Origin of the sequence: Azospirillum agricola, from assembly GCF_017876095.1 — a bacterium.
Classification (GTDB): Bacteria; Pseudomonadota; Alphaproteobacteria; order Azospirillales; family Azospirillaceae; genus Azospirillum; species Azospirillum agricola.
In genome coordinates this window covers 97,627-120,902 of sequence record NZ_JAGINM010000014.1, presented here as the reverse complement: position 1 = coordinate 120,902, position 23,276 = coordinate 97,627, and the positions used below count along the sequence as shown (strand labels likewise).

Annotated in this window: 21 protein-coding genes; 5 read left to right on the top strand and 16 right to left on the bottom strand. The window is 69.9% G+C overall.

All coding sequences use genetic code 11. The features are described from left to right. Positions 1-13 precede the first annotated feature (13 nt). From J2847_RS20890 to dapA, 6 genes are all read right to left on the bottom strand, one after another. A complete protein-coding gene (locus J2847_RS20890; protein WP_040137713.1) occupies positions 14-430 on the bottom strand; it encodes a DUF3830 family protein in 417 nt (138 codons plus the stop codon). A 38-nt stretch (positions 431-468) separates the two neighbouring features. Next, the gene (hydA, locus tag J2847_RS20885; protein ID WP_209780771.1) at positions 469-1,893 is read right to left on the bottom strand and encodes a dihydropyrimidinase; all 1,425 of its coding nucleotides are present in this window, start codon (positions 1,891-1,893) and stop codon (positions 469-471) included. A 180-nt stretch (positions 1,894-2,073) separates the two neighbouring features. Next, positions 2,074-2,766 (bottom strand): GntR family transcriptional regulator, encoded by a 693-nt coding sequence (locus tag J2847_RS20880; protein ID WP_209780770.1) that lies wholly within the window; start codon positions 2,764-2,766, stop codon positions 2,074-2,076. An 11-nt stretch (positions 2,767-2,777) separates the two neighbouring features. Continuing rightward, a complete protein-coding gene (locus J2847_RS20875; RefSeq protein ID WP_085552063.1) occupies positions 2,778-3,473 on the bottom strand; it encodes an amino acid ABC transporter permease in 696 nt (231 codons plus the stop codon). 80 nt (positions 3,474-3,553) lie between these two features. Beyond that, positions 3,554-4,384, bottom strand: a complete 831-nt coding sequence (locus J2847_RS20870; RefSeq protein WP_233474673.1) for an ABC transporter substrate-binding protein — start codon at positions 4,382-4,384, stop codon at positions 3,554-3,556. A 57-nt stretch (positions 4,385-4,441) separates the two neighbouring features. Continuing rightward, a complete protein-coding gene (dapA, locus tag J2847_RS20865) occupies positions 4,442-5,359 on the bottom strand; it encodes a 4-hydroxy-tetrahydrodipicolinate synthase (protein WP_209780769.1) in 918 nt (305 codons plus the stop codon). 169 nt (positions 5,360-5,528) lie between these two features. Between dapA and J2847_RS20860 the strand changes: the two genes are divergently transcribed. The 3 genes from J2847_RS20860 (at position 5,529) to J2847_RS20850 (ending at position 10,068) form a co-directional block, all read left to right on the top strand. Beyond that, positions 5,529-8,483 carry an FAD-dependent oxidoreductase gene (locus tag J2847_RS20860; protein ID WP_209780768.1) on the top strand — a complete coding sequence of 985 codons (2,955 nt, stop codon included), beginning with the start codon at positions 5,529-5,531 and terminating at the stop codon, positions 8,481-8,483. A gap of 65 nt (positions 8,484-8,548) precedes the next feature. Then, positions 8,549-9,277: an amino acid ABC transporter ATP-binding protein gene (locus tag J2847_RS20855; protein ID WP_209780767.1), complete on the top strand. Its 729-nt coding sequence runs from the start codon at positions 8,549-8,551 to the stop codon at positions 9,275-9,277. Positions 9,278-9,390: 113 nt separating this feature from the next. Continuing rightward, positions 9,391-10,068: a GntR family transcriptional regulator gene (locus J2847_RS20850; RefSeq protein WP_209780766.1), complete on the top strand. Its 678-nt coding sequence runs from the start codon at positions 9,391-9,393 to the stop codon at positions 10,066-10,068. 46 nt (positions 10,069-10,114) lie between these two features. Here the strand turns inward: J2847_RS20850 and J2847_RS20845 are convergent, their stop codons facing one another. The 4 genes from J2847_RS20845 to J2847_RS20830 all read right to left on the bottom strand — a co-directional run bounded on the left by J2847_RS20845 (position 10,115) and on the right by J2847_RS20830 (position 13,997). Continuing rightward, the gene (locus J2847_RS20845) at positions 10,115-11,329 is read right to left on the bottom strand and encodes an alpha-hydroxy acid oxidase (protein ID WP_209780765.1); all 1,215 of its coding nucleotides are present in this window, start codon (positions 11,327-11,329) and stop codon (positions 10,115-10,117) included. 102 nt (positions 11,330-11,431) lie between these two features. Next, positions 11,432-12,439, bottom strand: coding sequence for a glutathione S-transferase family protein (locus J2847_RS20840; RefSeq protein ID WP_209780764.1), 1,008 nt, complete (start codon positions 12,437-12,439; stop codon positions 11,432-11,434). 89 nt (positions 12,440-12,528) lie between these two features. Further along, positions 12,529-13,104 carry a YceI family protein gene (locus J2847_RS20835; RefSeq protein ID WP_209780763.1) on the bottom strand — a complete coding sequence of 192 codons (576 nt, stop codon included), beginning with the start codon at positions 13,102-13,104 and terminating at the stop codon, positions 12,529-12,531. Positions 13,105-13,145: 41 nt separating this feature from the next. After that, the gene (locus J2847_RS20830; protein ID WP_209780762.1) at positions 13,146-13,997 is read right to left on the bottom strand and encodes a hypothetical protein; all 852 of its coding nucleotides are present in this window, start codon (positions 13,995-13,997) and stop codon (positions 13,146-13,148) included. A 118-nt stretch (positions 13,998-14,115) separates the two neighbouring features. Between J2847_RS20830 and J2847_RS20825 the strand changes: the two genes are divergently transcribed. Further along, on the top strand, positions 14,116-15,012 hold the full coding sequence (locus J2847_RS20825) for a LysR family transcriptional regulator (RefSeq protein ID WP_209780761.1): 897 nt from the start codon (positions 14,116-14,118) through the stop codon (positions 15,010-15,012). A gap of 20 nt (positions 15,013-15,032) precedes the next feature. On the opposite strand, the gene hydA (J2847_RS20820) is transcribed toward J2847_RS20825, so the two are convergent. The 5 genes from hydA (J2847_RS20820) to J2847_RS20800 are packed head-to-tail and all read right to left on the bottom strand — an operon-like array spanning position 15,033 to position 21,124. After that, positions 15,033-16,472: a dihydropyrimidinase gene (gene hydA / locus J2847_RS20820; protein ID WP_209780760.1), complete on the bottom strand. Its 1,440-nt coding sequence runs from the start codon at positions 16,470-16,472 to the stop codon at positions 15,033-15,035. Between the two features lie 13 nt (positions 16,473-16,485). Next, positions 16,486-17,175: a TetR/AcrR family transcriptional regulator gene (locus J2847_RS20815; protein ID WP_209780759.1), complete on the bottom strand. Its 690-nt coding sequence runs from the start codon at positions 17,173-17,175 to the stop codon at positions 16,486-16,488. Between the two features lie 52 nt (positions 17,176-17,227). After that, on the bottom strand, positions 17,228-18,475 hold the full coding sequence (locus J2847_RS20810) for a Zn-dependent hydrolase (RefSeq protein WP_209780758.1): 1,248 nt from the start codon (positions 18,473-18,475) through the stop codon (positions 17,228-17,230). Positions 18,476-18,493: 18 nt separating this feature from the next. After that, entirely contained in the window at positions 18,494-19,798 is a 1,305-nt protein-coding gene (gene preA, locus J2847_RS20805) for an NAD-dependent dihydropyrimidine dehydrogenase subunit PreA (protein WP_209780757.1), read from the bottom strand. Between the two features lie 15 nt (positions 19,799-19,813). Next, positions 19,814-21,124 carry an NAD(P)-dependent oxidoreductase gene (locus J2847_RS20800; protein ID WP_209780756.1) on the bottom strand — a complete coding sequence of 437 codons (1,311 nt, stop codon included), beginning with the start codon at positions 21,122-21,124 and terminating at the stop codon, positions 19,814-19,816. A gap of 458 nt (positions 21,125-21,582) precedes the next feature. Between J2847_RS20800 and ogt the strand changes: the two genes are divergently transcribed. After that, positions 21,583-22,128: a methylated-DNA--[protein]-cysteine S-methyltransferase gene (gene ogt / locus J2847_RS20795; RefSeq protein ID WP_209780755.1), complete on the top strand. Its 546-nt coding sequence runs from the start codon at positions 21,583-21,585 to the stop codon at positions 22,126-22,128. Between the two features lie 22 nt (positions 22,129-22,150). Here ogt and J2847_RS20790 read toward each other — a convergent pair whose 3' ends face one another. Further along, complete coding sequence (locus J2847_RS20790; RefSeq protein WP_233474682.1) at positions 22,151-23,227, bottom strand: serine hydrolase domain-containing protein; 1,077 nt, start codon at positions 23,225-23,227, stop codon at positions 22,151-22,153. Positions 23,228-23,276 lie beyond the last annotated feature (49 nt).

Genomic DNA, 23,276 nt, shown 5'->3' with positions numbered 1-23,276 from the left:
CCTTTTTTCGGTGTCAGCGGGCGAGTTCGAAGCGGATCGGCTGCGCGCCCTGCCACAGGGTGCGCTTGCCGAGTTCCGCCAGATTCTCCAGCCCCTCGGTGATGGTGATGAAGTGGTTGCCGGCGAGCTGGCCCATCTTGCTGGAGAACTGGACGCCGCCATAGGCCAGCAGGATCTCGGTCTCGCTGATGCCGCCCGGATAGAGGATGATCTGGCCCGGCGCCGGGTGGCTGGTGTGGTTCTCGTAGCCGAGGCCGAAGTCGGTGTCGCCCAGCGGGATCCACACGCCTTCGCCGCTCCAGCGGACATGGACGATCTGGCCCTCGTAGGGCAGCAGGCTGCGGAACTTGGCGCAGGTCTTGGGCGCTGCGGCGGACTCGAAGCGGGCGCCGAAGGTGAAGGGGCCGGCGGTGATGGTCAGGGCGTCCATGGTTGGGTGATCCTCGTTTCTTGGGGGCAAGTGTTCTTTTAATCCGCCGCCACCTTCGGCCGCGCCAGATCGGGCGTGTCGCAGCGCAGGAAGGTACCGCGGCCGGGCTGCGCCACGCAGGTGCCGCCCTCCACCACGATGTCGCCGCGCGACAGCACGGTCTCCGGCCAGCCGGTCACCTCCAGCCCTTCGTACGGCGTGTAGTCGACGTTGTGGTGCAGCAGGCTGTTGGTGATCGTCACCTTGCGGTCCGGGTCGTAGATCACGATGTCGGCGTCGGCGCCGATGGCGAGGCTGCCCTTGCGCGGGTGCAAGCCGTACATCTTGGCCGGGTTGGTCGAGGACAGCTCGACGAAGCGTTGCAGGCTGATGCGGCCCTTCTTCACCCCTTCTGAGAACAGGATCGGCAGGCGCGTCTCGATGCCCGGCACGCCGTTGGGGATCCAGTTGAAGGGCGTGTTGGCGCCGTGCAGCATCTTGCCCTTCGGGTCCTGGTAGCGGAAGGGCGCGTGGTCGGACGACACGATGTGGAAGGTGCCGCCGGCCAGCGCGTCCCAGATCACCGCTTGGTTCGCCTTGTCGCGCGGCGGCGGGCTGCAGATGCACTTCGCCCCCTCCATGCCGTGGCCGTGCAGGTCGTGCTCGGTCAGCACCATGTATTGCGGGCAGGTCTCGGCGTAGATGCGCATGCCGCGGCCCTGCGCCCAATGGATCTGCTCGATCGCCTCGCGCCCGGAGACATGGACGATCAGGATCGGCACGTCGGCGAGCTCGGCCATGGCGATGGCCCGGTGGGTCGCCTCGCGCTCGACCAGCATCGGCCGGGAGTCGGCGTGGTAGCGCGGCGCGGTGTGGCCGGCGGCGAGCAGCTTGTCGGTCAGCCAGCCGATGAAGTCGGCGTTCTCGGCGTGGATCATCGCCATGGCGCCGTCGCGCCGGGCGACGCTCAGCAGTTCCAGCACCTGCCGGTCGTTCAGCTTCATGTCGTCGTAGGTCATGTAGATCTTGAACGACGTGTAGCCGTCATGGATCAGCGCCGGCAGATCCTGGCCGAGCAGCTGGTCGGTCGGGTCGCTGACGATGAGGTGGAAGGCGTAGTCGATCACCGCCTTGCCGTCGGCCCGCCGGTGGTAGTCGGTGACCGCGTCGCGCAGCGACTGGCCCTTGAACTGGCAGGCGAAGGGGATGACCGTCGTCGTTCCGCCGCAGGCCGCCGAGCGCGTGCCGGTCTCGAAATCGTCGGCCGACTGCGAGCCGTCGCTGGTCGGCTGGTCGAGGTGGCAATGGCCGTCGACGCCGCCGGGCAGCACCAGTCTGCCGGTCGCGTCGATCTCGCGCGCCCCCGGCCCCAGCCCGGTGCCGATGGCGGCGATGCGGCCGCCGATCACGCCGAGGTCGGCGGCGAACACGTCGGACGCGGTGGCCAGCGTGCCGTGGCGGATGACGGTGTCGAACTGCGGCATGGAACTCTCCTTGGTCCTTAAGGGGCGGTCCTTGGAACGCGTGAACGAATGCTTCCGGCTTTCCGACGCGTCATGCCCGTGCTCGACACGGGCATCCATGGGCAAGCCTGACGTTTCCGCGTGGATGACCGGGCCAAGCCCGGTCATGACGAAAGACGGCGATGGAGCGGGCTTTCCAAATCACAGGAAATAGCCGCCCGGATTGGCCTCGGCGGCGATGGCGCGGCGGGCGTCGTCCTGGAGGTTGCGCAGATGCGCCAGCATGGCGGCCTTGGCCGCGCCGATGTCGCGCCGCTCGGCGGCCTCCAGCACCGCCCGGTGCTCGGTGTCGATCTCGCGCTTGCGATGGAAGGTGCTGGAGATGCGGAACAGACGGGCGACCACCCGCATCCGCGTGATGGTGTCGGCCAGCGTCGCGTTGCCGCTGACGCGGGCGAAGAAGCTGTGGAAGTGGTTGTCGTAGAGCCAGTGCTGCATGTCGTCCTCGCCGTCGCTTTCGAGCGCGTCGAGTCCGCGCCGCAACTCGGCGAGGTCGGCGTCGCCGACCAGCGGCACCGCCGCTTCGATGGCGTGGCACTCCAGCAGCTCGCGCATCTGCATGCACTCGAAGAACTCGCGGGCCGAGACGACGCGGACCCGGTAGCTGCGCTCGCTGGTGCGCTCCAGCAGCCCCTCGCCGACCAGCCGGACCAGCGCCTCGCGCATCGGCGTGCGCGACACGTTGAGCCGCTCGGCGAGCCGGCCCTCCGGCACCTCGGCGCCGCCGGGGATCTGGCGGCTGAGGATCAGCTCGCGCAGATGCCCGTGGGCCTGATCGCCGAGGTTGGCGGGTCGGGGGAACAGCGGGTCGGCCGGGGGGAGGGGAGGACTCATCGGCGGGCGCCTTACTGGCCGTCGACGATCGCGATGTTGCGGTAGGCGCGGCCGAAGTGACGCTCGATGCGGCGCTGGACGATGTCCCACAGCGAGGTCATCAGCAGGTAGTAGAGGGCGGCCACCGTGAACAGCTCCAGCACCATGAAGCGCTCCTGGATGAGCAGCTGGGTGCTGCGCAGAAGCTCCTCCATCGAGATGACCGAGGTGACCGAGGTGGTCTTCAGCAGCCCGTTCACGCTGTTGCCCAGCGCCGGGATGATGATGCGGATGGCCTGCGGCAGCACGATGTAGACCATCACCTGGGCCGAGTTGAGGCCGAGCGCGCGGCCGGCGTTGCTCTGCCCGGCGGCGACGCCGAGGATGCCGCCGCGGATGATCTCGGCCAGATAGGCGGCCTCGTTGAGGATCAGGCCGATCAGCGCGGATTCCGTCACCGACAGCTTGATGCCGATCTGCGGCAGGCCGGTGTAGATGATGATGAGCTGGACCAGCAGCGGCGTGCCGCGGAACACCCAGATGTAGGCCTTGGCCGCCGCCGACACCCAGCGGTAGGGCGATAGCCGCAGCAGCGCCAGCAGGCAGCCGACCACGAGGCCGCCGGCGATGCCCGCGAGCGTCAGCCACAGAGTGGTGATCGCCCCGCTGAGCAGATACCCGTTGAACAGGTACTCGAAGAAGCCGTCCCAGTTCCAGCCGCTGGTCATTCCATCAACCTTTCGCTCTTCTTATCCGGCGTGCCAGGCGGCGGCGGGGACACACCCCGCCGCCGCCTGGCACCCGCGTCTCACATGCCGGGGCCGTTGACCTTGAAGGCGCCGTCGTTGGGCAGCAGGCCGTATTCGTCCATCAGCTTCTTGTACGACCCGTCCTTCTGCATGTCGTTGAGGACGGCCACCACGGCCTCGCTCAGCGGCTTGCTCTTCATCGCCAGGGCGACCGGGGTCGGGAACAGGCCGTGCAGGGCGCGGTCGAAGTCGCCGCGCTTGCTGTATTCCGCCGCCGTCGGGTCGATCGCCACCGACGCCTCGGTCTGGCCGGCGCGCAGCGCCTGGTAGGCCGTGGCGAAATTGTCGAAGGTCTTGATCTCGATGCCCTTCAGGCCCTTGGCGGTCAGCATCTTGTCGAGCTCGCGCAGCTTGCGCTCCTCGAAGCCGCCCAGCTCGACGCCGACCGGCCGGCCCGCCAGATCCTCCGGCTTGGTGATCTTCAGCGGGTTGCCCTTGGCGACCGAGATGCTGATCGCCTGCGATTCATAGTTGATCATCGGCATCATCTTGGCCCGCTCCTCGGTCCAGAAGATGCCGGTGTTGATCAGGTCCCAGCGGCCGGCCTGGAGGCCGGGGATCATCGCCGAGAACTCGATGCGGACATATTCCGGTTTCAGGCAGAGCCGCTTGGCGATCTCGTCGCCGAGCGTGACGCGCATGCCCTTCAACTGGCCGTTGGAATCGACGAACTGCATCGGCGGCAGGGTCGGGTTCATCGACATCACCAGCGTGCCCGGCTTGACCAGCTCGGAATCGGCGACCGCCGGTTTGCAGGTGGTTTGGGCGGCGGCCGGCAGGGCGAACAGGGTCAGGCCGGCGGCGATCAACAGCTTGCGGATGGTCATCATGGTCACCTTCTGTGTTGGTTGGCCGTCATACTCGAGTGGCCCAGCACTCACACCCGGTCAGCGCCCGGCCCCGGCGGGGGAGGCACCCAGGGAATCGATCAGGCCGTACGCCGCCAGATCGGCGCGCAGGGCCTCGGCGTCGGCCGCCGGCAGCGGCAGGCGCGGCGCGCGCGGATCGCCGACCGGCAGGCCCATCATGCCCAGCCCGGTCTTCGACGCGGCGACGTAGCGGTGGCCGCCGACCCAGCGGACGATCGGCAGCATCTTCTTGTAGAGCGCCAGCGCCTGCTCCTTGTCGCCGTGGTCGGCCACCAGCTCGAACAGCCGGGCCGAATCGCGCGGGATCAGGTTGGAGCAGACGGCGACCCAGCCCTGGGCGCCGAGCCAGAAGGATTCGTAGCCGAGGATGCCGGCGAACACCGTCATGCGGTCGCCGCACAGCTCGATGATGTCGCGGACCCGCGTCACCTCGAGCGTCGATTCCTTGATGTAGAGCACGTTGTCGATCTCGCTCAGCCGGGCGACGATCGGCGGGGTGAGGTCGACGTTGGCGGTCGCCGGGTTGTTGTAGATCATCACCGGCAGCGAGATCGCCTCGCCGATGCGGCGGTAATGCTCGAACAGCTCGTCCGGGGTGGGGGAGCTGTAGAAGGGCGGGATCACCATGATGCCGTCGGCGCCCATCCGCTCCGCTTCCTTGGCGTGGGCCACCGCGTCGCGGGTCCATTCGGCGCCGGTGCCGATCAGCACGGGCACGCGGCCCGCCGATTCCTGCACGCAGATCTCGATGACCTGGGCCCGCTCCTCCGGGGTCATCGACAGGAACTCGCCGGTGCTGCCGAGCGGGATCAGGCCGTGGATGCCCTGCTCGATCTGCCAGTTCACCAGTCGCTTCAGGGCGGGGACGTCCACAGCACCACCGTCGGCGGTGAAGGGGGTGATCAGGACCGTGTAGGTGCCGCGCAATGCCGTCATGGGTCTCCCCAAGCTCCTGCCTAATTTTTGACCTTGCCTAAATACTACTCGTATACTATCTGTATACAGGAATCCAGCGCAAATTGACGCAGCCCTCGAAAACCGCTTCCCTCGCCGCCGCCTTCTTGAAACCGCCTCCCCACCGCAATCCGGAAAAGCCGCCCCACCCATGCGCCTCGAACATCCCAGCGTCCGCCGCGACGGCGCCTTCATCGAGATCACCTATGACGGCGAGCGCGTCCCCGCGCTGGCCGGGGAGACGGTGGCGGCGGCGCTGGCGGCGCATGGTGTCGCCGCCTACCGCCATACCCGCGACGGCGGGCGGCGCGGCCTCTATTGCGGCATGGGCGCCTGCTTCGAGTGCCTGGTGACGGTGGACGGCAAGGCCAGCCAGCGCGCCTGCCTGACCAAGGTGGCGGATGGCCAGACCATCCGCTCGCAGCCGCCGGCCGGCACACCGGAGGATCCGCTGGCCCCGCTGGTGCCGCCACCGCAGGGCAAGGCGCCGGAGGAACGGACGCTCGACCTGCTGGTCATCGGCGCCGGGCCGGCCGGTCTGGCGGCGGCGGAGGCCGCGGCGCGGCGCGGCGCCGACGTGGTGGTGCTCGACGAGCGGCCGCAGAGCGGCGGCCAGTATTTCAAGCCGCTCGCCCCCTCGCACCGCGCCGACCGGCCGGCCGACCGCCAGTTCCGCGCCGGCCTCGCCCTGGTCGAGGCGGCGAAGGCGGCTGGTGCGTCCATCGTCCAGGAGGCGACGGTGTGGGGCGCCCACGCCCCCGACGAGGTGGTCGCCGTCGTCGCCGGGCGCGAAACCGTCTACCGGCCGCGCCGGCTGGTGATCGCCGGCGGCGCCTACGAGCGGCCGGCGCCCTTCGCGGGCTGGACGCTGCCCGGCGTGATGACGACCGGCGCCGGCCAGACGCTGGCGCGTGCCTACCGGGTGGCGCCCGGCCGCCGGGTGGTGGTCGCCGGCAACGGCCCGCTCAACCTGCAACTGGCCTGCGAGCTGGTGGAGGGCGGCGTCGAGGTGGTCGCCGTGCTGGAAAGCGCGCCGCGCCCATCGCCCGGCCAGTGGCGCGACCTGCTCAAGGCCGTGCGCTCGGCCCCCGGCCTGATCGGCGACGGCGCGCGCTACATGCTGACGCTGCGCCGCGCCGGGGTGCCGGTGTTGTGGTCGCACGGGATCGTCGCGGCGACGGGCGGGGAGCGCTTGGACCATGTCCGCTACGCCCCGCTCGGCGCCGACGGCGCCCCCCGGCTGGCCGAGGCCGTCACCGTTCCCGCCGATGCGCTGTGCCTGGGCTACGGTTTCATCCCCTCGACCGAGATCGCCCGCGCGCTCGGCTGCGCGCACCGGCTGGTCGACCGCCATCTCGGCTACCTCGCCACCGAGACGGCGGTGGACGGCGCCACCAGCCTGCCGGGGGTCTTCGCGGTCGGCGACGGCGTCGATCTCGGCGGCTCACGGGTGGCGCAGGCGCGCGGGGCCCTCGCCGGCATCGCCGCCGCGACCCAGCTCGGGCTGGCCGACAGCTTTCCGGAGGACAGCCGGCGGGCGCTGGCCGACCTGAAACGGGCCGACGGCTTCCAGGCGGCGCTGTGGTCGATCTACCGGGCGCCGCCGGTGCGGCTCGATTCCGTGCCCGACGACGCCATGCTGTGCCGTTGCGAGGAGGTCACCTTCGGCCGTGTCCGCGCCGAGATCGCCGCCGGTCACGACAGCCTCGCGGCGCTGAAGCGCAACACCCGGCTCGGCATGGGCCGCTGCCAGGGCCGCTACTGCGCGGCGACCGCCGCCCTGCTGCTGGAGCAGGCCACCGGCCGGCCACGCACCCCCGATCAGTATCTGGCGCCGCGCCTGCCGGCCAAGCCGACGCCGGCCGGCGCCTTCGCCTTCGAGAAGCCGGAATGGGGCGGCCACCAGCGCGCCATCACCCCCAACCTCGCCCGCCCGCTGGAGGATGGCCCGCTGCCCGACCAGGAGGCCGAGATCCTGATCGTCGGCGGCGGCGTGGTCGGCGCCTGCCTCGCCTACTACCTGACCCAGGCCGGCCGCGACGTGCTGGTGGTCGAGCGCGGCGACACCAACCTCCAGGCCTCGGGCGCCAACGCCGGCAGCCTGCACGTCCAACTCCTGTCCTTCGACTTCGGCGCGCGGGCCGAGGCGGGCGGCGGCCCGGCAGCGGCGACGCTGACGCTCGGCCCGCGCTCCGTCGGGCTGTGGCGGGAGTTGGAGAAGGCCTGCGGCGCCGACTTCGAGCTGGCCGTCACCGGCGGGCTGATGGTGGCCGACAGCCCGGCCGGCATGGAGTTCCTCCGCGCCAAGGCGGCGCTGGAGCGGCGGTACGGCGTCGAGAACGCCATCATCGACGCCGCCGAGTTGCGCCGCCTCGCCCCCGCCCTGTCCGACGGGCTGGTCGGCGCCGAATACGCCCCGCAGGAAGGGAAGATCAACCCGCTGCGCGCGACCTACGCGGTGCTGGAGCAGGCGCGCCGCCAGGGTGCCCGCTTCCTGCGCGGGGTCAACGTCACCGGCATCGCCGCCGCTCCGGCGGTCGAGGGCGGCGGCTGGCGGGTCGAGACCCCGCGCTGCCGCATCCGCGCGAAACAGATCATCAACGCCAGCGGCCCCTGGGCGCGCGAGACCGGGCGACTGGTCGGCATCGACGTGCCGGTGCACAGCGCGCCGCTCCAGATGATCGTCACCGAGCCGGCGCCCAAGCTGGTCAGCCAGCTCGTCGCCCACGCCGACCGCCATCTCAGCCTGAAGCAGGCGGTCACCGGCGGGCTGATCATCGGCGGCGCCTGGACCGCCGTCTTCGACCCGGCGCGCCGCTTCAACACGGTGTCGCGCCCCAGCATCGAGGGCAATCTGTGGGTCGCCCGCCATGTGCTGCCGCAGGTCGCCGGGCTGCATGTGGTGCGCGCCTGGGCGGCGATGAACATCAACATCGACGGCGCGCCGATTCTCGGCCCGGTGCCGGGATTGCCGGGGTTCTTCAACACGGTGACGTCGAACGGCTTTACCCTGGCCCCGGTGGTCGCCCGCATGACTGCCGACCTGCTGCTCGACGGCCGCACCGACATCGACCCGACGCCCTTCCTGATCGACCGCTTCCGCTGAAACGCCTCCCTTCCTCCAACCGTTCCGGCGCCGCAGCGGCGCCGCCCATCCGCAAGAGAAGCCGCATGATCGCCATCGAGAACGTCAGCAAGCACTACGGCACCTTCCAGGTTTTGAAGGACTGCACGACCACCGTGCGGAAGGGGGAGGTGGTGGTGGTCTGCGGCCCCTCCGGGTCGGGCAAGTCGACTCTGATCAAATGCGTCAACGGGCTGGAGCCCTTCCAGTCGGGCAGCATCAAGGTGGACGGCATCGACGTCGGCGGGCGGGGGACCAACATGTCGGCGCTGCGCGCCCGTGTCGGCATGGTGTTCCAGAATTTCGAGCTGTTCCCCCATCTGACCATCATGCAGAACCTGACCCTGTCGCAGCGCAAGGTGCTGGGCCGCGCGACCGCCGAGGCCGAGGCCAAGGGCGAGGCGCTGCTGGCGCGGGTCGGGCTTGCCAGCCAGGCGCACAAGTTCCCCGGCCAGCTTTCCGGCGGGCAGCAGCAGCGCGTCGCCATCGCCCGCGCCCTGGCGATGGACCCGATCGCCATCCTGTTCGACGAACCGACCTCGGCGCTCGACCCGGAGATGATCAACGAGGTGCTCGACGTCATGGTCGAGCTGGCCAACGAGGGCATGACGATGATCTGCGTGACCCACGAGATGGGCTTCGCCCGCAAGGTCGCCCACCGGGTGATCTTCATGGACCATGGCAGCATCATCGAGGACTGCACCAAGACCGAGTTCTTCGAAACCCAGCGCTCGGAGCGCGCCACCCAGTTCCTCGCCAAGATCCTGCAACACTGAGTGCAGCGTGCGCGGCGCACCCCGCCCGCCGGACGGATCGTTGAGAAGCTTTGCAGGACAACGATCCGTCTGCTTTGTTAGGGAGGGATCAGCGTCAGGTGGCAGGACTTGGTATGAGCATGGACATGGACAGCCCGAAAACCGCCGCTCCGGCCGCCGCCGGTGTGAATCTGGCGAGCATGGCCTACCGGACCATCCTGGAGATGATCCTCGACCGCCGCATTCCCAGCGGCGAGGTGATCGTCGAGGACCGGCTCGCCACCGCGCTCAGCATCTCGCGCACGCCGATCCGCGAGGCGCTGGTGCGGCTGGCCAGCGAGGGGCTGATCCGCAAGGAGTTCAACCGCCCCTACCGCGTCCGCGAGGTCTCCAACCGCGAGTATTTCCAGAGCATGCGGCTTCGGGAAATCCTGGAGGGGGAGGCCATCGCCGCCGCCGCGCCGCGGATCGACCCGGTCCGCCTCCAGGCGATGAAGAATGAAATGCTGCGGCTGCGCGACGAGCCCAAGATCCGCTTCGAGGACCATTGGGCCGCCGACGAGGAACTGCACACCCTGATCGCCGAGGCGTCCGGCAACGCGGTGCTGGCGCAGATCATCCGCGACCTGCGGGTGACGACGCGGCTCTTCGAGCTGTCCGGCCTGCCGTCGCGCATCCGCCCCGACTGCGACGAGCATCTCGACGTCATCGCCGCGCTGGAGACCGGCGACCCGGCCGAGGCCCGCGCCGCCATGGAACGTCACATCCAGAGCTTGGCCAAGGACGTGCTCGGCGAGATCGCCAAGAGCTGACGCGAGGCCCGTCCCGGTCCCGCGCCAGCCCTGCGGCCGCTCGGGCTTACAGCCCGTAGGGCGGATCGCCGGCCAGGATGTCGGCGGTCACGTCGCGGACGTCGCGCAGGCCGCACATCGCCATGGTGACGTCCAGTTCCTTGCGGATGACCTCCAGGCATTGCGACACGCCGGCCTCGCCGCCGGCGCCCAGCCCGTAGAGGAAGGCGCGGCCGATGTAGACGCCCTTGGCGCCCAGCGCCAGCGCCTTGATCACGTCCTGGCCGGTGCGGATGCCGCCGTCCATGTGGACCTCGATCCTGTCGCCGACCGCCTCGACGATCGACGGCAGCGCCGCGATCGAGGAGACGGCGCCGTCGAGCTGGCGCCCGCCATGGTTCGACACGATCAGCGCGTCGGCGCCGGAGTGGGCGGCGGCGGCGGCGTCCTCCGGATCGAGGATGCCCTTCAGGATCAGCTTGCCGTCCCACTGGTCGCGGATGCGCTTGACGTCGTCCCAGTTCAGCCGGGGATCGAACTGCTCGGCGGTCCAGGAGGACAGCGAGCGCAGGTCGCCCACCCCGGTGGCGTGGCCGACGATGTTGCGGAAGGTCCGCCGCCGGGTCTGGAGCATGTTCAGACACCAGTAGGGCTTGGTCGCCATGTCCAGCATGTTGGGGATGGTCAGGCGCGGCGGGGTCGACAGGCCGTTCTTGATGTCCTTGTGGCGCTGTCCGAGGATCTGGAGGTCGAGCGTCAGCACCAGCGCCGAGCATTGCGCCGCCTTGGCCCGCGCGATCAGCCGGTCGATGAAGTCGCGGTCGCGCATGACGTAGAGCTGGAACCAGAAGGGCCGGTCCGTGTTCTCGGCGACGTCCTCGATCGAGCAGATGCTCATGGTCGACAGCGTGAAGGGGATGCCGGCCCTGGCCGCCGCGCGCGCCGCGTGGATCTCGCCGTCGGCGTGCTGCATGCCGGTCAGGCCGGTCGGCGCGATGGCGACGGGCATGCCGACCGGCTGGCCGACCATCGTGCTGGCCAGCGTGCGGTTGGTCATGTCGACCGCGACGCGCTGGCGCAGCTTGATCTTCTGGAAGTCGCTCTCGTTCGCCCGGTAGGTCGATTCCGTGTAGGAGCCGGAATCCGCGTAGTCGTAGAACATGCGCGGGACGCGCCGCTTGGCGAGCCGCCGCAGATCCTCCACGCAGGTGACGTGACCGAGGGAGAACAGCTTCTCCCACTGCGACGGCGGCTTGGAGGAGGGCATCTTGGTGGCGGTCATGACGGGGCGTTCCGGTTCAGGTCGGCGACGGGAAGAAGGCCGCGATTTGGCCACCGACGGGGCCGCATCGTCAAGCCCGCGCTGCCGTCTTTCCAGAACTCCTCAAGCTCCCTCCCGCGTCGGAATGCCGCGCCCCGGCAGCCGTTCGCGGCCATGCGGCGCGTCGAGATCCAGCGCCGGCCCCTTCGGCACGATCAGCGTCGGGTTGATCGCCGGGTTGGTGTAGTAGCCGGTCTTGATCGCGTCGATCCGCACCGTCGCGGCGATGCCGGGCCACTGGTACAGCTCGCGCAGATAGCCCGACAGGTTCGGGCGGTCGGCGATGCGGTGCAGGTTGCACTTGAAGGCGCCGTGATAGGCGGCGTCGAAGCGCACCAGCGTCACGAACAGCCGCCAGTCGGCCTCGGTCAACCATTCGCCGGCCAGATAGCGGCTGGAGGCCAGATGCTTTTCAAGCGTATCGAGCGTCGCGAACAGCGCGTCGAACGCCGCGTCGTAGCTGGCCTGGCTCTTGGCGAAGCCGCAGCGGTACACGCCGTTGTTGACCGTCGGGTAGATCAGGTCGTTCCAGCGGTCGATCTCCGGGCGCAGGGACTCCGGGTAGAGGTCCAGCCGGTTCCCGGTCAGACGGTCGAAGGCACCGTTCAGGATGCGGATGATGTCGGCGGATTCGTTGTTGACGATCCGCCCCTTCCGCCGGTCCCACAGCACGGGCACGGAGACCTTGCCGGTGTAGGTCGGGTCGCTCGTCGTGTAGAGCTGGTGGTGGTACCGGAAGCGGGGCAGGGCGGGGCCGGCGTCCTCGTCGGTGGGGTAGACCCAGCCGTCCTCGCCGATCACCGGTCCGGCGACCGAGACGCCGACGACGTCCTCCAGCCCCTTCAGCGCGCGGAAGATCAGGGTGCGCGACGCCCAGGGGCACAGGTAGGAGACGTAGAGGTGATAGCGCCCGGCCTCGGCCGGCAGCGCCGCCTCGCCCTGCGGGCCGGGCCCGCCGTCCGGCGTGATCCAGCCGCGAAAGCGCGTCGGCTCGCGGTGGAAGGCGCCGTCCTTGATCTCCCCGGCGGCGATGTCGCCCTTGACCCACACGCCGTTCACCAGTTGCGGCATCCCGCCCTCCCGCTGCTTGGAAAAGAAAAGGGCGCGGCGGAGGACTCCGCCGCGCCCCTCATGCACAACACGCGATCAGGCGTGCGAGGTCAGGACTTGACCGCCTCGGCCTCGATCAGGATCTGGATCTCGTCGCCGATGTTGGGGACGCCGTACTTCATGCCGAAGTCGCTGCGCTTGATCGTGCCGCGCGCCGAGAAGCCGGCGGTCTCCAGCTTCGAGGCGGCGCTGACGCCGTCCTTGTTGAAGGTGACGTTCAGAACCACCGGCTTGGTCACGCCCAGCATGGTGAGATCGCCGGTCAGCGTGCCGGTGGCCTCGCCGGTCTTCTCGATCTTGGTGCTCTTGAAGGTCAGCTTGGGGAACTCCTTCGTGTTGAAGAAGTCCGGCGAGCGCAGGTGCTCGTCGCGCTTGGCGTGGTTGGTGTCGATGCTGGCGGCGTCGATGCTGACCGACAGGCTGCTCGTCTCGACGGCGGCCTTGTCGAAGCTGAGCTCGCCGGCGGCGGTGTTGAAGCGGCCGATCAGGTTGGCGAAGCCGAGATGGTTGACGATGAAGGCGACGCTGAGGTGGCCCGGGTCGATCTTGTAGGCGACCGGGGCGGCGAAGGCCGGGGCCGTGGTCAGCGAGGCGAACAGAACGGCGGCGGACAGAATCTTCTTCATGATGCTTTGGGTTCCCAGGATAGGAGGATGGAGGAAGGACGTCAGTAGGGGGAGGCTTCGCCGCCGGTCAGCAGCCAGGAGGCGCCGATGGCGACGAGGGCGGGCAGGACGGCCAGCACCGTCACCGCCACCGTGCCGAGCGCCGGGCCGAAGCCGGTGTCGGGGATCGGCAGGCGGCGGCGCAGCGGGCCGGCGGCCAGGGCGGGCAGGGCAAGCAGAAGCGTGGCGGCCTGCACCTGGGTGTAGAGGGCGAGGATGGCGGCGAGCAGCACCGGCAGGCCGAGCGCGATCCGGCCCGACGCCCCCCACAGATGACGCTCGGTCGGCCAGTTCCACAGCAGGAAGCCGCCGGTCGCCGCCGTCAGCGCCAGCCCGAGCTGGGCCAGCGAGGCCGAGGATCCGATCAGCGCGGTGACGCCGACCGACAGGGAAAGCGCCAGCAGCACGGCGGCCGAGGCGGCGGGCCGGTCCTCGGACGCGGCCGAGTCGGCGAAGGCGACCCAGGCGCCGACCGCCAGCAGCACGGCCAGCGGCAATGCGGCGGCGACCGAGTCGAGGGCCGGTCCGGCGATCCAGCCGAGCGCCAGCGCCAGCCAGCCGGCGACCGCCAGCGAGGCCGCGCGGCCCTTGACCCCGGCGAGGTCGAGGCTGGCGCCGAGGACCAGGCCGCCAGCGGCCGACCAGAACAGCTTGCCCATGCTCGACGGCGGCGGGAAGGCCGGGACGCCGACGACCAGCGCGAAGATCAGCAGGAAGGCCAGCGCGATGCCGGCCGGCGCCAACGACCGCCCGGATTGGCCCCCGGCCAGCCGCAGCAGCCCCACCGCGGCCACGCCGAGCAGCAGCGGCAGCAGGCTGGATTGGACGAAGGGATCGTGCAGCAGGTCGGTCATGGCGGGGCGCGGGTCCGTGTTGGTGAGAAACCGGCGTCGGTGCGCCGTCTCTCTTCCCGCTCAAGCTAGCGTGTGCGTAAATGAGCGGGAATTCGGTTTCGTCGCATAAGGGGTCTGCATGAACGCACAGAACGACTGGGACGACGTCCGCTATTTCCTGGCGGTGGCGCGGCAGGGCTCACTGTCGTCGGCGTCGCGGCTGCTCGGGGTCAACCACTCGACCGTGCTGCGCCGCGTCGCCGGGCTGGAGGCGGCGATGGGGGTGCGGCTGTTCGACAAGCTGCCGCGCGGCTATGTGCTGACGGCGGCGGGCGAGGATCTGCGCGACAGCGCACTGGCGATGGAGGAGACGCTGGCGGCGGCCAGCCGCCGGCTGTCCGGGCGCGACACCCAGCTCGAAGGCAGCCTGCGGGTGACGACGGTGGACATCATGGCGATGCATGTGCTGCCGCGCCATCTGGTCGCCTTCCGCGCCCTGCATCCCGGCATCCGGCTGGACGTCAGCGTGTCGGAGGCCAGCCTCAGCCTGACCCGGCGAGAGGCCGACGTCGCCATCCGCCTGATCGCCCACCCGCCCGACAATCTGGTCGGGCGCGCCCTGTCCGGCCTCGCCTTCGCCCCCTATGGCGCGGTGTCGCTGGCGGAGCGCTCGGGCGGTGCCACCCCGGATCAGGCTGGCTGGGCCGGGCTGGACGAGAGCTTCGACCACACCGCCATGGCCCGCTGGCTGAAGGCGGCGGTGCCGGCTGAGCGGATCGTCTACCGGGTCAATTCGGTGGCGACGCTGGTCGAGGCGGTGCGGGCCGGGGTGGGTTTCGGCCTGCTGCCCTGCGTCCTGGCCGACCGCATGCCGGATCTGCGGCGCGTCGGCCCGCCAGTGGAGGATTTCGGCGTCCGCGTCTGGCTGCTGACCCACCGCGACCTGCGGATGATGGGGCGGGTCCGCGCCTTCCTGGATTTCATGGCCGCCGCGCTCACCGGCGACCGCGACCTGTTGGAGGGGCGCGGCGGCTGAGCCGCCCGCCCCCCTGGCTCCTACCGCTCCACGGCGACGGGAACGTTCAGCGCGTTGCGTTTCGCCACCGCCTCGTAGACCGGCGGGAAGGCCGGCCGGTTCACGTAGCGGCCGGCGCCGCGCACCGCGCGGCTTTCGCCGAGCGCGTGGACGACCCGGCCCTGGCTCAGCGTGTAGGCCGGTGCGCCGGTGACCGTCATGCCCTCGAAGATGTTCAGGCCGACCTTCTGCATCTGGGTCTTCGCCGAAATCGTCTTCGTCGCCGCCGGGTCCCACACCACCAGATCGGCGTCCGCCCCGACGCTGACCGAGCCCTTGCGCGGGTAGAGGTTGAAGATCTTCGCCGCGTTGGCCGAGGTCACCGCGACGAACTCGTTCATCGTCAGCCGGCCGGTGTTCACGCCGTGGGTCCACAGGGCGGTCATGCGATCCTCGATGCCGGCGGTGCCGTTCGGAATCCGGGTGAAGTCGTTCCTTCCCATCGCCTTCTGCTCGGCGCAGAAGCAGCAATGGTCGGTCGCCGTCGTGTGCAGCCGCCCGGACTGGAGCCCGCGCCACAGCGCCTCCTGGTGCTCCTTCGGGCGGAAGGGCGGGCTCATCACATGGCCGGCGGCGAAGTCCCAGTCGGGGCTGCGGTAGACGCTGTCATCAATCAGCAGGTGGCCGGCCAGCACCTCGCCGAACACCCGCTGGCCGTCGTTCTGGCCGCGCTCGATGGCGGCGAGCGCCTCCTTGGCCGAGACATGGACGATGTAGACCGGCACGCCGAACACCTTGGCGACCTGGATGGCACGGTTGGCGGCCTCGCCCTCGACCTCCGGCGGACGGGACAGCGGGTGCGCCTCCGGCCCGGTCAGGCCGCGCGCCAGCAGAGTCTTCTGGAGCTGGAAGACCAGCTCGCCGTTCTCGGCGTGGACGGTGGGGATGGCGCCCAGCTCCAGGCAGCGCTGGAAGCTGTTCACCAGCGTCTCGTCGTCGGCCATGATGGCGTTCTTGTAGGCCATGAAGTGCTTGAAGCTGTTCACCCCATGGTCGGCGACCAGCGTTCCCATGTCGGCGCGCACGCTCTCGTCCCACCAGGTCACCGCGACGTGGAAGGAATAGTCGCCGGCCGCCTTCTCCGCCCAGCCGCGCCAGGTGTGGTAGGCCTCCATCAGGCTCTGTTTCGGGTTGGGAATGACGAAGTCGATGATCGTCGTCGTTCCGCCCGCGAAACCGGCCGCCGTGCCGCTGAAGAAATCCTCGGTCGTCACGGTGCCCATGAAGGGCAGCTCCATGTGGGTGTGCGGGTCGATGCCACCGGGCATGACGATGCAGCCGCCGGCCTCCACCAGCTCCGCCCCGGCCGGCACGTCGAGCGCCGGCCCCACCGCCTTGATCGTTCCGTCCTCGCAATAGACGTCGGCGCGGAAGGTCTGTTCGGCTGTGACGACGGTTCCACCGCGAATGACGATACCCATGGACGGTGCTCCCTTATGCGTTTGGCGGGGAAGGGTTGAGTTCGGGCGTTTCGACGTCCGGCAGCCCGGCGGCGCGCAGGACCAGTTGTAGGACCCCGGCCGTGATGTGGGCGAAGTCCTGCCGCGTCAGCGCGCGGCGGCCCAGCAGCTTGCGGATCTGGACGTCGAAGTCGGCGTAATGCTGGGTCACCGCCCAGATCATGAAGAGGAACTGGCGGGCGTCGAGCGGGGCGATCCGGCCCGCCGCCACCCAGCCGTCGATGACGGCGGCCTTGGCGTCGACCAGCCGGCGCAGGTCGCCGGCCAGGAAACCCTCGATCTGGGTGGCGCCGTGCAGGATCTCGTTGGCGAAGACCTTGGAGGCGTGGGGACGGGTGCGCGACAGCTCCAGCTTGGCGGTGACGTAGGCGGTCAGCGCCGTGGCCGGGTCGGCTTCGGGGGTCAGCGCCTGGATCGGCGTCAGCCACAGCCGCAGGATGTTGTCGAGCACCGCCCGGTAAAGGTCCTCCTTGGTGCCGAAGTAATAATGCAGATTTGCCTTGGGCAGTCCGGCCCTGTCGGCGATGTCGGCCATGGTCGCCCCGGCGCAACCGGCCTCGGCGAAGACGAGTTCGGCCGCCTTGAGGATGCGCTCGACATTCTCGCGGCGGATGCGCCCCTGGGTGGGGGCCGAGGTCGGGGGCGGGTCGGTGTCCAGTGTCATCGCCTTTGTCGTTCTGTTGGATTTCCTCTCCCGGGGCGGGAGAGGGACACCATCATTCGGTGGCATTGGCCCTTTCCAGCACGGCGTGCAGCAACACCTCGCAGCCGGCCGTCGCCCATTCCGGGGTGGTCTCCTCGATCTCGTTGTGGCTGATGCCGTCGATGCAGGGGATGAAGACCATGGCGGTCGGCGCCACCTTCGACAGATAGCAGGCGTCGTGCCCGGCGCCCGAGACGATGTCGCGGAAGGAATGGCCGGTCCGCTCCACCCCCTGGCGCACCGCCGCGACGCACGCCTCGTCGAACCTGATCGGCGCGTAGTACCAGATTTGCTGGAGGTCGCTTTCCAACCCGATGGTCCTGGCGATCTCGGCCACGGCGGCGCGCAGCTCGGCGTCCATCGCGGCGAGGACCGCGTCGTCGGGGTGGCGGAAATCCACGGTGAAGAAGACCCGCCCCGGAATGACGTTGCGCGAGTTCGGATGGATCTGCATCAGCCCGACCGTGGCGCAGGCGAAGGGGGCGTGCGCCAGCCCGATGCGGTTCACCGCCTCGACCACCCGCGCCGCTCCCAGCAGGGCGTCCTTGCGCCGGCCCATCGGTGTCGGGCCGGCGTGCGCCTCCTGGCCGGTGAAGGTGATCTCGTACCAGCGCTGGCCCTGGCAGTCGGTGACGACGCCGATGGTCTTGCCCTCGGCCTCCAGGATCGGACCCTGCTCGATGTGGGCCTCGAAATAGGCGCCGACCTTGCGCCCGCCGACCGGCAGGTCGCCGGCGTAGCCGATGCGTTCCAGTTCCCCGCCCATCGTCTTGCCGTCGAGGTCGGCGCGCGACAGACCGTACTCCAGGTCGAACACCCCGGCGAAGACGCCGGACGACACCATGGCCGGGGCGAAGCGCGAACCCTCCTCGTTGGTCCACACCGCGACCTCGACCGGCGCCTCGGTGACGTAGCCGAGATCGTTCAGGCTGCGCACCACCTCCAGCCCGGCGAGCACGCCATAGACCCCGTCATACTTGCCGCCGGTCGGCTGGCTGTCGAGATGGCTGCCCATGATGACGGGGGGCAGGCTGTCGTCGCGGCCGGGGCGGCGGGCGAAGATGTTGCCCATCTGGTCGACGCTGACGGTGCAGCCGGCCTCCTCGCACCAGCGCACGAACAGGTCGCGGCTCTCGCGGTCGAGGTCGGTCAGGGCCAGCCGGCAGACGCCGCCCTTGGGCGTCGCGCCGATCCGCGCCATGTCCATCAGGCTCTGCCACAGGCGGGAGCCGTTCACGGCGACGTTCTGAGGATAGGACATCGGGGTAGTCTCCCAGGCTTATTCGGCGGCGGCAGGAACAGGGGACGGGGAGGCGCGCAGCGGGTTGCGGGCGTCCTCCGGCCAGGTGACGTAGGGAAGCCCGTTCTCCTCGGGCCGCATGGTGATGCAGTCCGGCACCGGGCAGACGTGGGAGCACAGGTTGCAGCCCACGCACTCCGCGTCGATCACCGTGAAGAGGCGGTGCCCCTCCCGCCCCGCGCCCGGATCGATGCGGATCGCCTGGTGCGAGGTATCCTCGCAGACGATGTGGCAGCGCCCGCAATCGATGCACAAGGCGGGGTCGATCACCGCCTTGGTCGAGAAGTTCATGTTCAGGTCGTTCCAGTTCACCACGTTGCGCACCGCGCGGCCGGAAAGCTGGTCGAGCCCCTCATAGCCCTTCTCGTCCATCCAGTTGGACAGGCCGTCGATCATGTCCTCGACGATCTTGAAGCCGAAGGTCATGGCGGCGGTGCAGACCTGCACGTTGGTGGCGCCGAGCGCCAGGAACTCCGCCGCGTCGCGCCACGTCGTGACGCCGCCGATGCCGGAGATGGGCAGGCCGCGCGTCTCCGGGTTGCGGGCGATCTCCGCCACCATGTTGAGCGCGATGGGCTTCACCGCCGGGCCGCAATAGCCGCCGTGGCTGCCCTTGCCGTCGACCACCGGGGTCGGCGCCATGGCGTCGAGGTCGACGGCGACGATCGAGTTCACCGTGTTGATCAGCGACACCGCGTCGGCGCCGCCGCGCTTGGCCGCCTCGGCCGACCACAGGATGTTGGTGATGTTGGGAGTCAGCTTGACGATCACCGGCATGCGGGTGGCGGCCTTGGCCCATCGCGTGACCTGCTCCACCAGCTCCGGTACCTGTCCGGTCGCCGACCCCATGCCGCGCTCGCACATGCCGTGCGGGCAGCCGAGGTTGAGTTCGATCCCGTCGGCTCCGGTCGCCTCGACCTTGCGGATCAGCCCGGCCCAGGCCTCCTCCTCGATGCGGGCCATCAGCGAGACGACCAGCGCGCGGTCCGGCCAGTCGCGCTTGACCTGGACGATCTCCTGGAGGTTGACCTCCAGCGGGCGGTCGGAGATCAGCTCGATGTTGTTCAGCCCGATCAGCCGGCGCTCGTTGTCGAGATGGGCGCCGTAGCGGCTGGAGACGTTGACGACGGGCGGGTCCTCGCCCAGCGTCTTCCACACCACGCCGCCCCAGCCGGCCTTGAAGGCGCGGACGACGTTGGTCAGCTTGTCGGTGGGCGGAGCGGAGGCCAGCCAGAAGGGATTCGGCGAGCGGATTCCGGCGAGGGTGCTGCGCAGGTCGGCCATGGTTCGGCTCCCTCCTCAAGCGCTCAGATGGCGGTGGATGGCCAGGGCGGCGAGCTTGCCGTCCTGCACCGACTGGACCGTCAGATCCTCGCCCGTCGCGACGCAGTCGCCGCCCGCGAAGACGCCGGCCAGCGCGGTGCGGTACTCCGCATCCACGGCGATCTTGCCGCCGGCGATCTCCAGCCCCGCCAGCGATTTCCGCGCCAGCATCTGGCCGACCGCCTTCAGCACTTGGTCGGCGGCGATGGTGAGGGTCTCGCCGGTACCGACGAGCCGGCCTTCCTCCAGCCGGGTGCGCTCGAAGGTGACGCCCTCATCGCCGATGGCGACCGGAGCGGCGAAGGTGCGCAGCGTCACGCCGTTGGTCTGGGCCAACTCCTGCTCCCACGCGGTGGCGCCCATCTGGGCGCGCCCGCGCCGGTAGGCGAGCGTCACCTCCTCCGCCCCCAGCCGTTTCGCCTGGATGGCGGCGTCCACGGCGGTGTTGCCGCCGCCGATCACCACCACGCGGCGGCCGACGGCCGGCGGAGCCTCCGGCGTCGCCTGCCGCACCCGCTCGATGAAGGCGGTCGCGTCCTCCACGCCGGCGCGCTCCTCGCCGGGGATGTTCAGGCGGTTGTTGCCGCCGAGCCCGACGCCGAGGAACACCGCGTCATGACCGGCGCACAGTTCCTCCAGCGACAGGTCGGCGCCGAGGCGGCGGCCATGCTCGACCGTGATGCCGCCGATGCCGAGGATGAAGGCGACCTCGCGCTGGGCGAAGTCGTCGGCCATCTTGTAGGGGGCGAGGCCGTATTCGTTCAGGCCGCCGGCCTTCGGCTTGGCCTCGAACACCGTGACCGCGTGGCCCATCATGGCGAGCCGGTGCGCGCAGGACAGGCCGGCCGGGCCGGCGCCGACCACGGCGACGCGCTTGCCGGTGGAATCCGCACGGGCGAAGGGATGGGCGGCGGCGGTGGCCAGAAGCCGGTCGGTGGCGTGGCGCTGCAAGCGGCCGATGGCGACCGGCCTCTCCTCCGCCGTGTTGCGGACGCAGGCCTGCTCGCACAGCGTCTCGGTCGGGCAGACCCGGCCGCAGGTGCCGCCCATGATGTTTTCCGACAGGATCGTCCGCGCGGCCCCCTTCAGGTTGCCGGTGGCGATGGAGCGGATGAAGGCGGGGATGTCGATCCCGGTCGGACAGGCCCGGACGCAGGCGGCGTCGTAGCAGAACAGGCAACGGTTGGCCTCGGCGAGCGCCTGCACCGCGGTCAGCGGCGGCGTGAGGTCGGCGTAGGGCGAGGCCGGGCGGTCGGCGGTTGGAGGCGTGTCAGCGGTCAGGGTCATGGCGGATGGCTTCCCTTGTGTCGCTAGACGTGTGTGTCGCTGGGCGTGTGATCGATTGGCTTGTGTCTCGCTGGATTGGCCTGCGCCATGTGGGCGTGGCGTCCCGAGCCTCAGCAACCCGCATGCCAAGCCGGACCAAGGGCGACGCAGGGGCGGAAAAGCTGACTGTTCGGTCAGAAATTGACGCTTTGGACAATCATGGCAGCCATGCGCGTTGCACGCAACTCAGCCTTTCGGCGCCTGCTTTTGCGGCGTTCGCGGGAAGTGGAGGGAGGATGCGGCCGGTAGCTGGCAGGAAACGCAACCCGTTCAACGGCTTGTGGGACCGGGGGGATGCCTCGCTTTTCGGCAGCCGGAGGACGGCCCACCACACCGGCCGATCACGCAAAGGGGCTATGCCCGGAAAGGCCCGCGTGGAATCCTGCCCCGGCTCCTCCGCTGCACCGGACCGCCCGCCGATGGCCGAACCGCTCCACCTGCTGATCGACCGGACCGACACGCCCATCGGCGAACTGATCGTCGTCGCCGATCCGGACGGCCATCTGCGCGCCGTCGATTGGACCGAGCACGAGCCGCGCATGCACCGGCTGCTGCGGCTTCATTACGGCACCGGATTCACCCTCACCCCGGCGCATGACCCGGCCGGGCTGACCGACGCGATGGCCACCTATTTCGCGGGCGACCTCGCGATCATCGACCGTCTGCCGGTTCGCACCGGCGGCACCGGCTTCCAGCGGACGGTGTGGGAGGCGCTGCGCGGCGTTCCCTGCGGAACCACCATCACTTACACGGAACTGGCGCGGCGGGCCGGACGGCCAGCGGCGGTGCGGGCGGCCGGGCACGCCAACGGGGCGAACCCGGTGGGCATCGTGGTGCCCTGCCACCGGGTCGTCGGCACCGACGGGTCGCTCACCGGCTATGGCGGCGGCATCGAGCGCAAACGCTGGCTGCTGGCCCACGAGCGGCAGAGCCGCGCTGCGGTGGACGCCCCGAGCGGAGCGTGACGATCCGCCGGCGGGCAATTGGTCAGGGCGCGTTGCGGCTTCCGGTTCGCAAGGCCGGCAGCAGCAGGTCGCGCAGCACGGTCATCGGGACGCGCCATTGGTCGGGGGCGTCGTAGTTGCCGGCAAGGACCGTGACCACCAGCCGCAGCCGGGGCAGCAGGAACAGATACTGTCCGCCGTTTCCGATGGCGCGGACGGTCTCCTCCCACCGCACGCCGCCCGCGCCGTCGTCGGCCGGAACGGCCCCCAGATACCATTGGTAGCCATAGTGCCGCCCGTCCGGCAGCGGCACCGCCGGGCTGAACGAGGCGGCGAGCCAATCCGCCGGCACGATCCGCCGTTCCCGCCAGAAACCGCCGTCCAGGATCATCGTGCCGATCCGCGTCAGATCGCGTGGAGCCATACGCAGCCCGGACGCCGCGATCGCCTCTCCGTCCGCTCCGGTTTCCCATTCGGTGCGCATGATGCCGAGCGGTTCGAACAGGGTCTCGCGCGCGAACGCTTCCAACCGCCGCCCTGTTCCCTTCGCGATCAGGCGCGCGAGCAGCGCCGTAGCGCCACCATTGTAGATCCAACGCTGTCCAGGCGGTTCGACGACCGGCCGCCCCAGCACGTAGCGGCAGCGGTCGGCCGCGTGGTCCATCGCGATCTCGCTGTTCCGCGGGTCGGAATAGGGGAGGGTGGTTTCGTCCCACTCCGTGCCGAGCGTCATCGTCAGCGCGTGCCGGACGGTCAGGGCGTCCCGTGCCCGGTCTCCGGCGAGTTCGGGATATTCGGGGAATTGCGCGACCAGCCCTGCTTCGGGAGACGGAACCTGCCCGTGCGACATGGCGATTCCATAGAGCAGCCCGACGATGCTCTTCGTGACCGAGCGCAGATCGTGCAGCGTGTCGGGTTCGAAGCGCACCACGCCCAGCGGCCGGGCGCGGGCCGCGTCGAGCCCTGCCCAATAGCGTTCGAAAAGCACCCGCTCTCCCCGGGCCGCCACCACGCCGTGGACGTTCGGCAGAAGCCCGGCGTCTCGGGCGATGTCGAAAGCTTTGTTCAGATCGGCGGCGAACTCCGTTTCGACGACCGCCGCCTTCGTTCCGGTTTCCATCGTCGCCACGAGCCTCCCCGTTCCGCCCCGGTTCGGAAATCCGGGCATC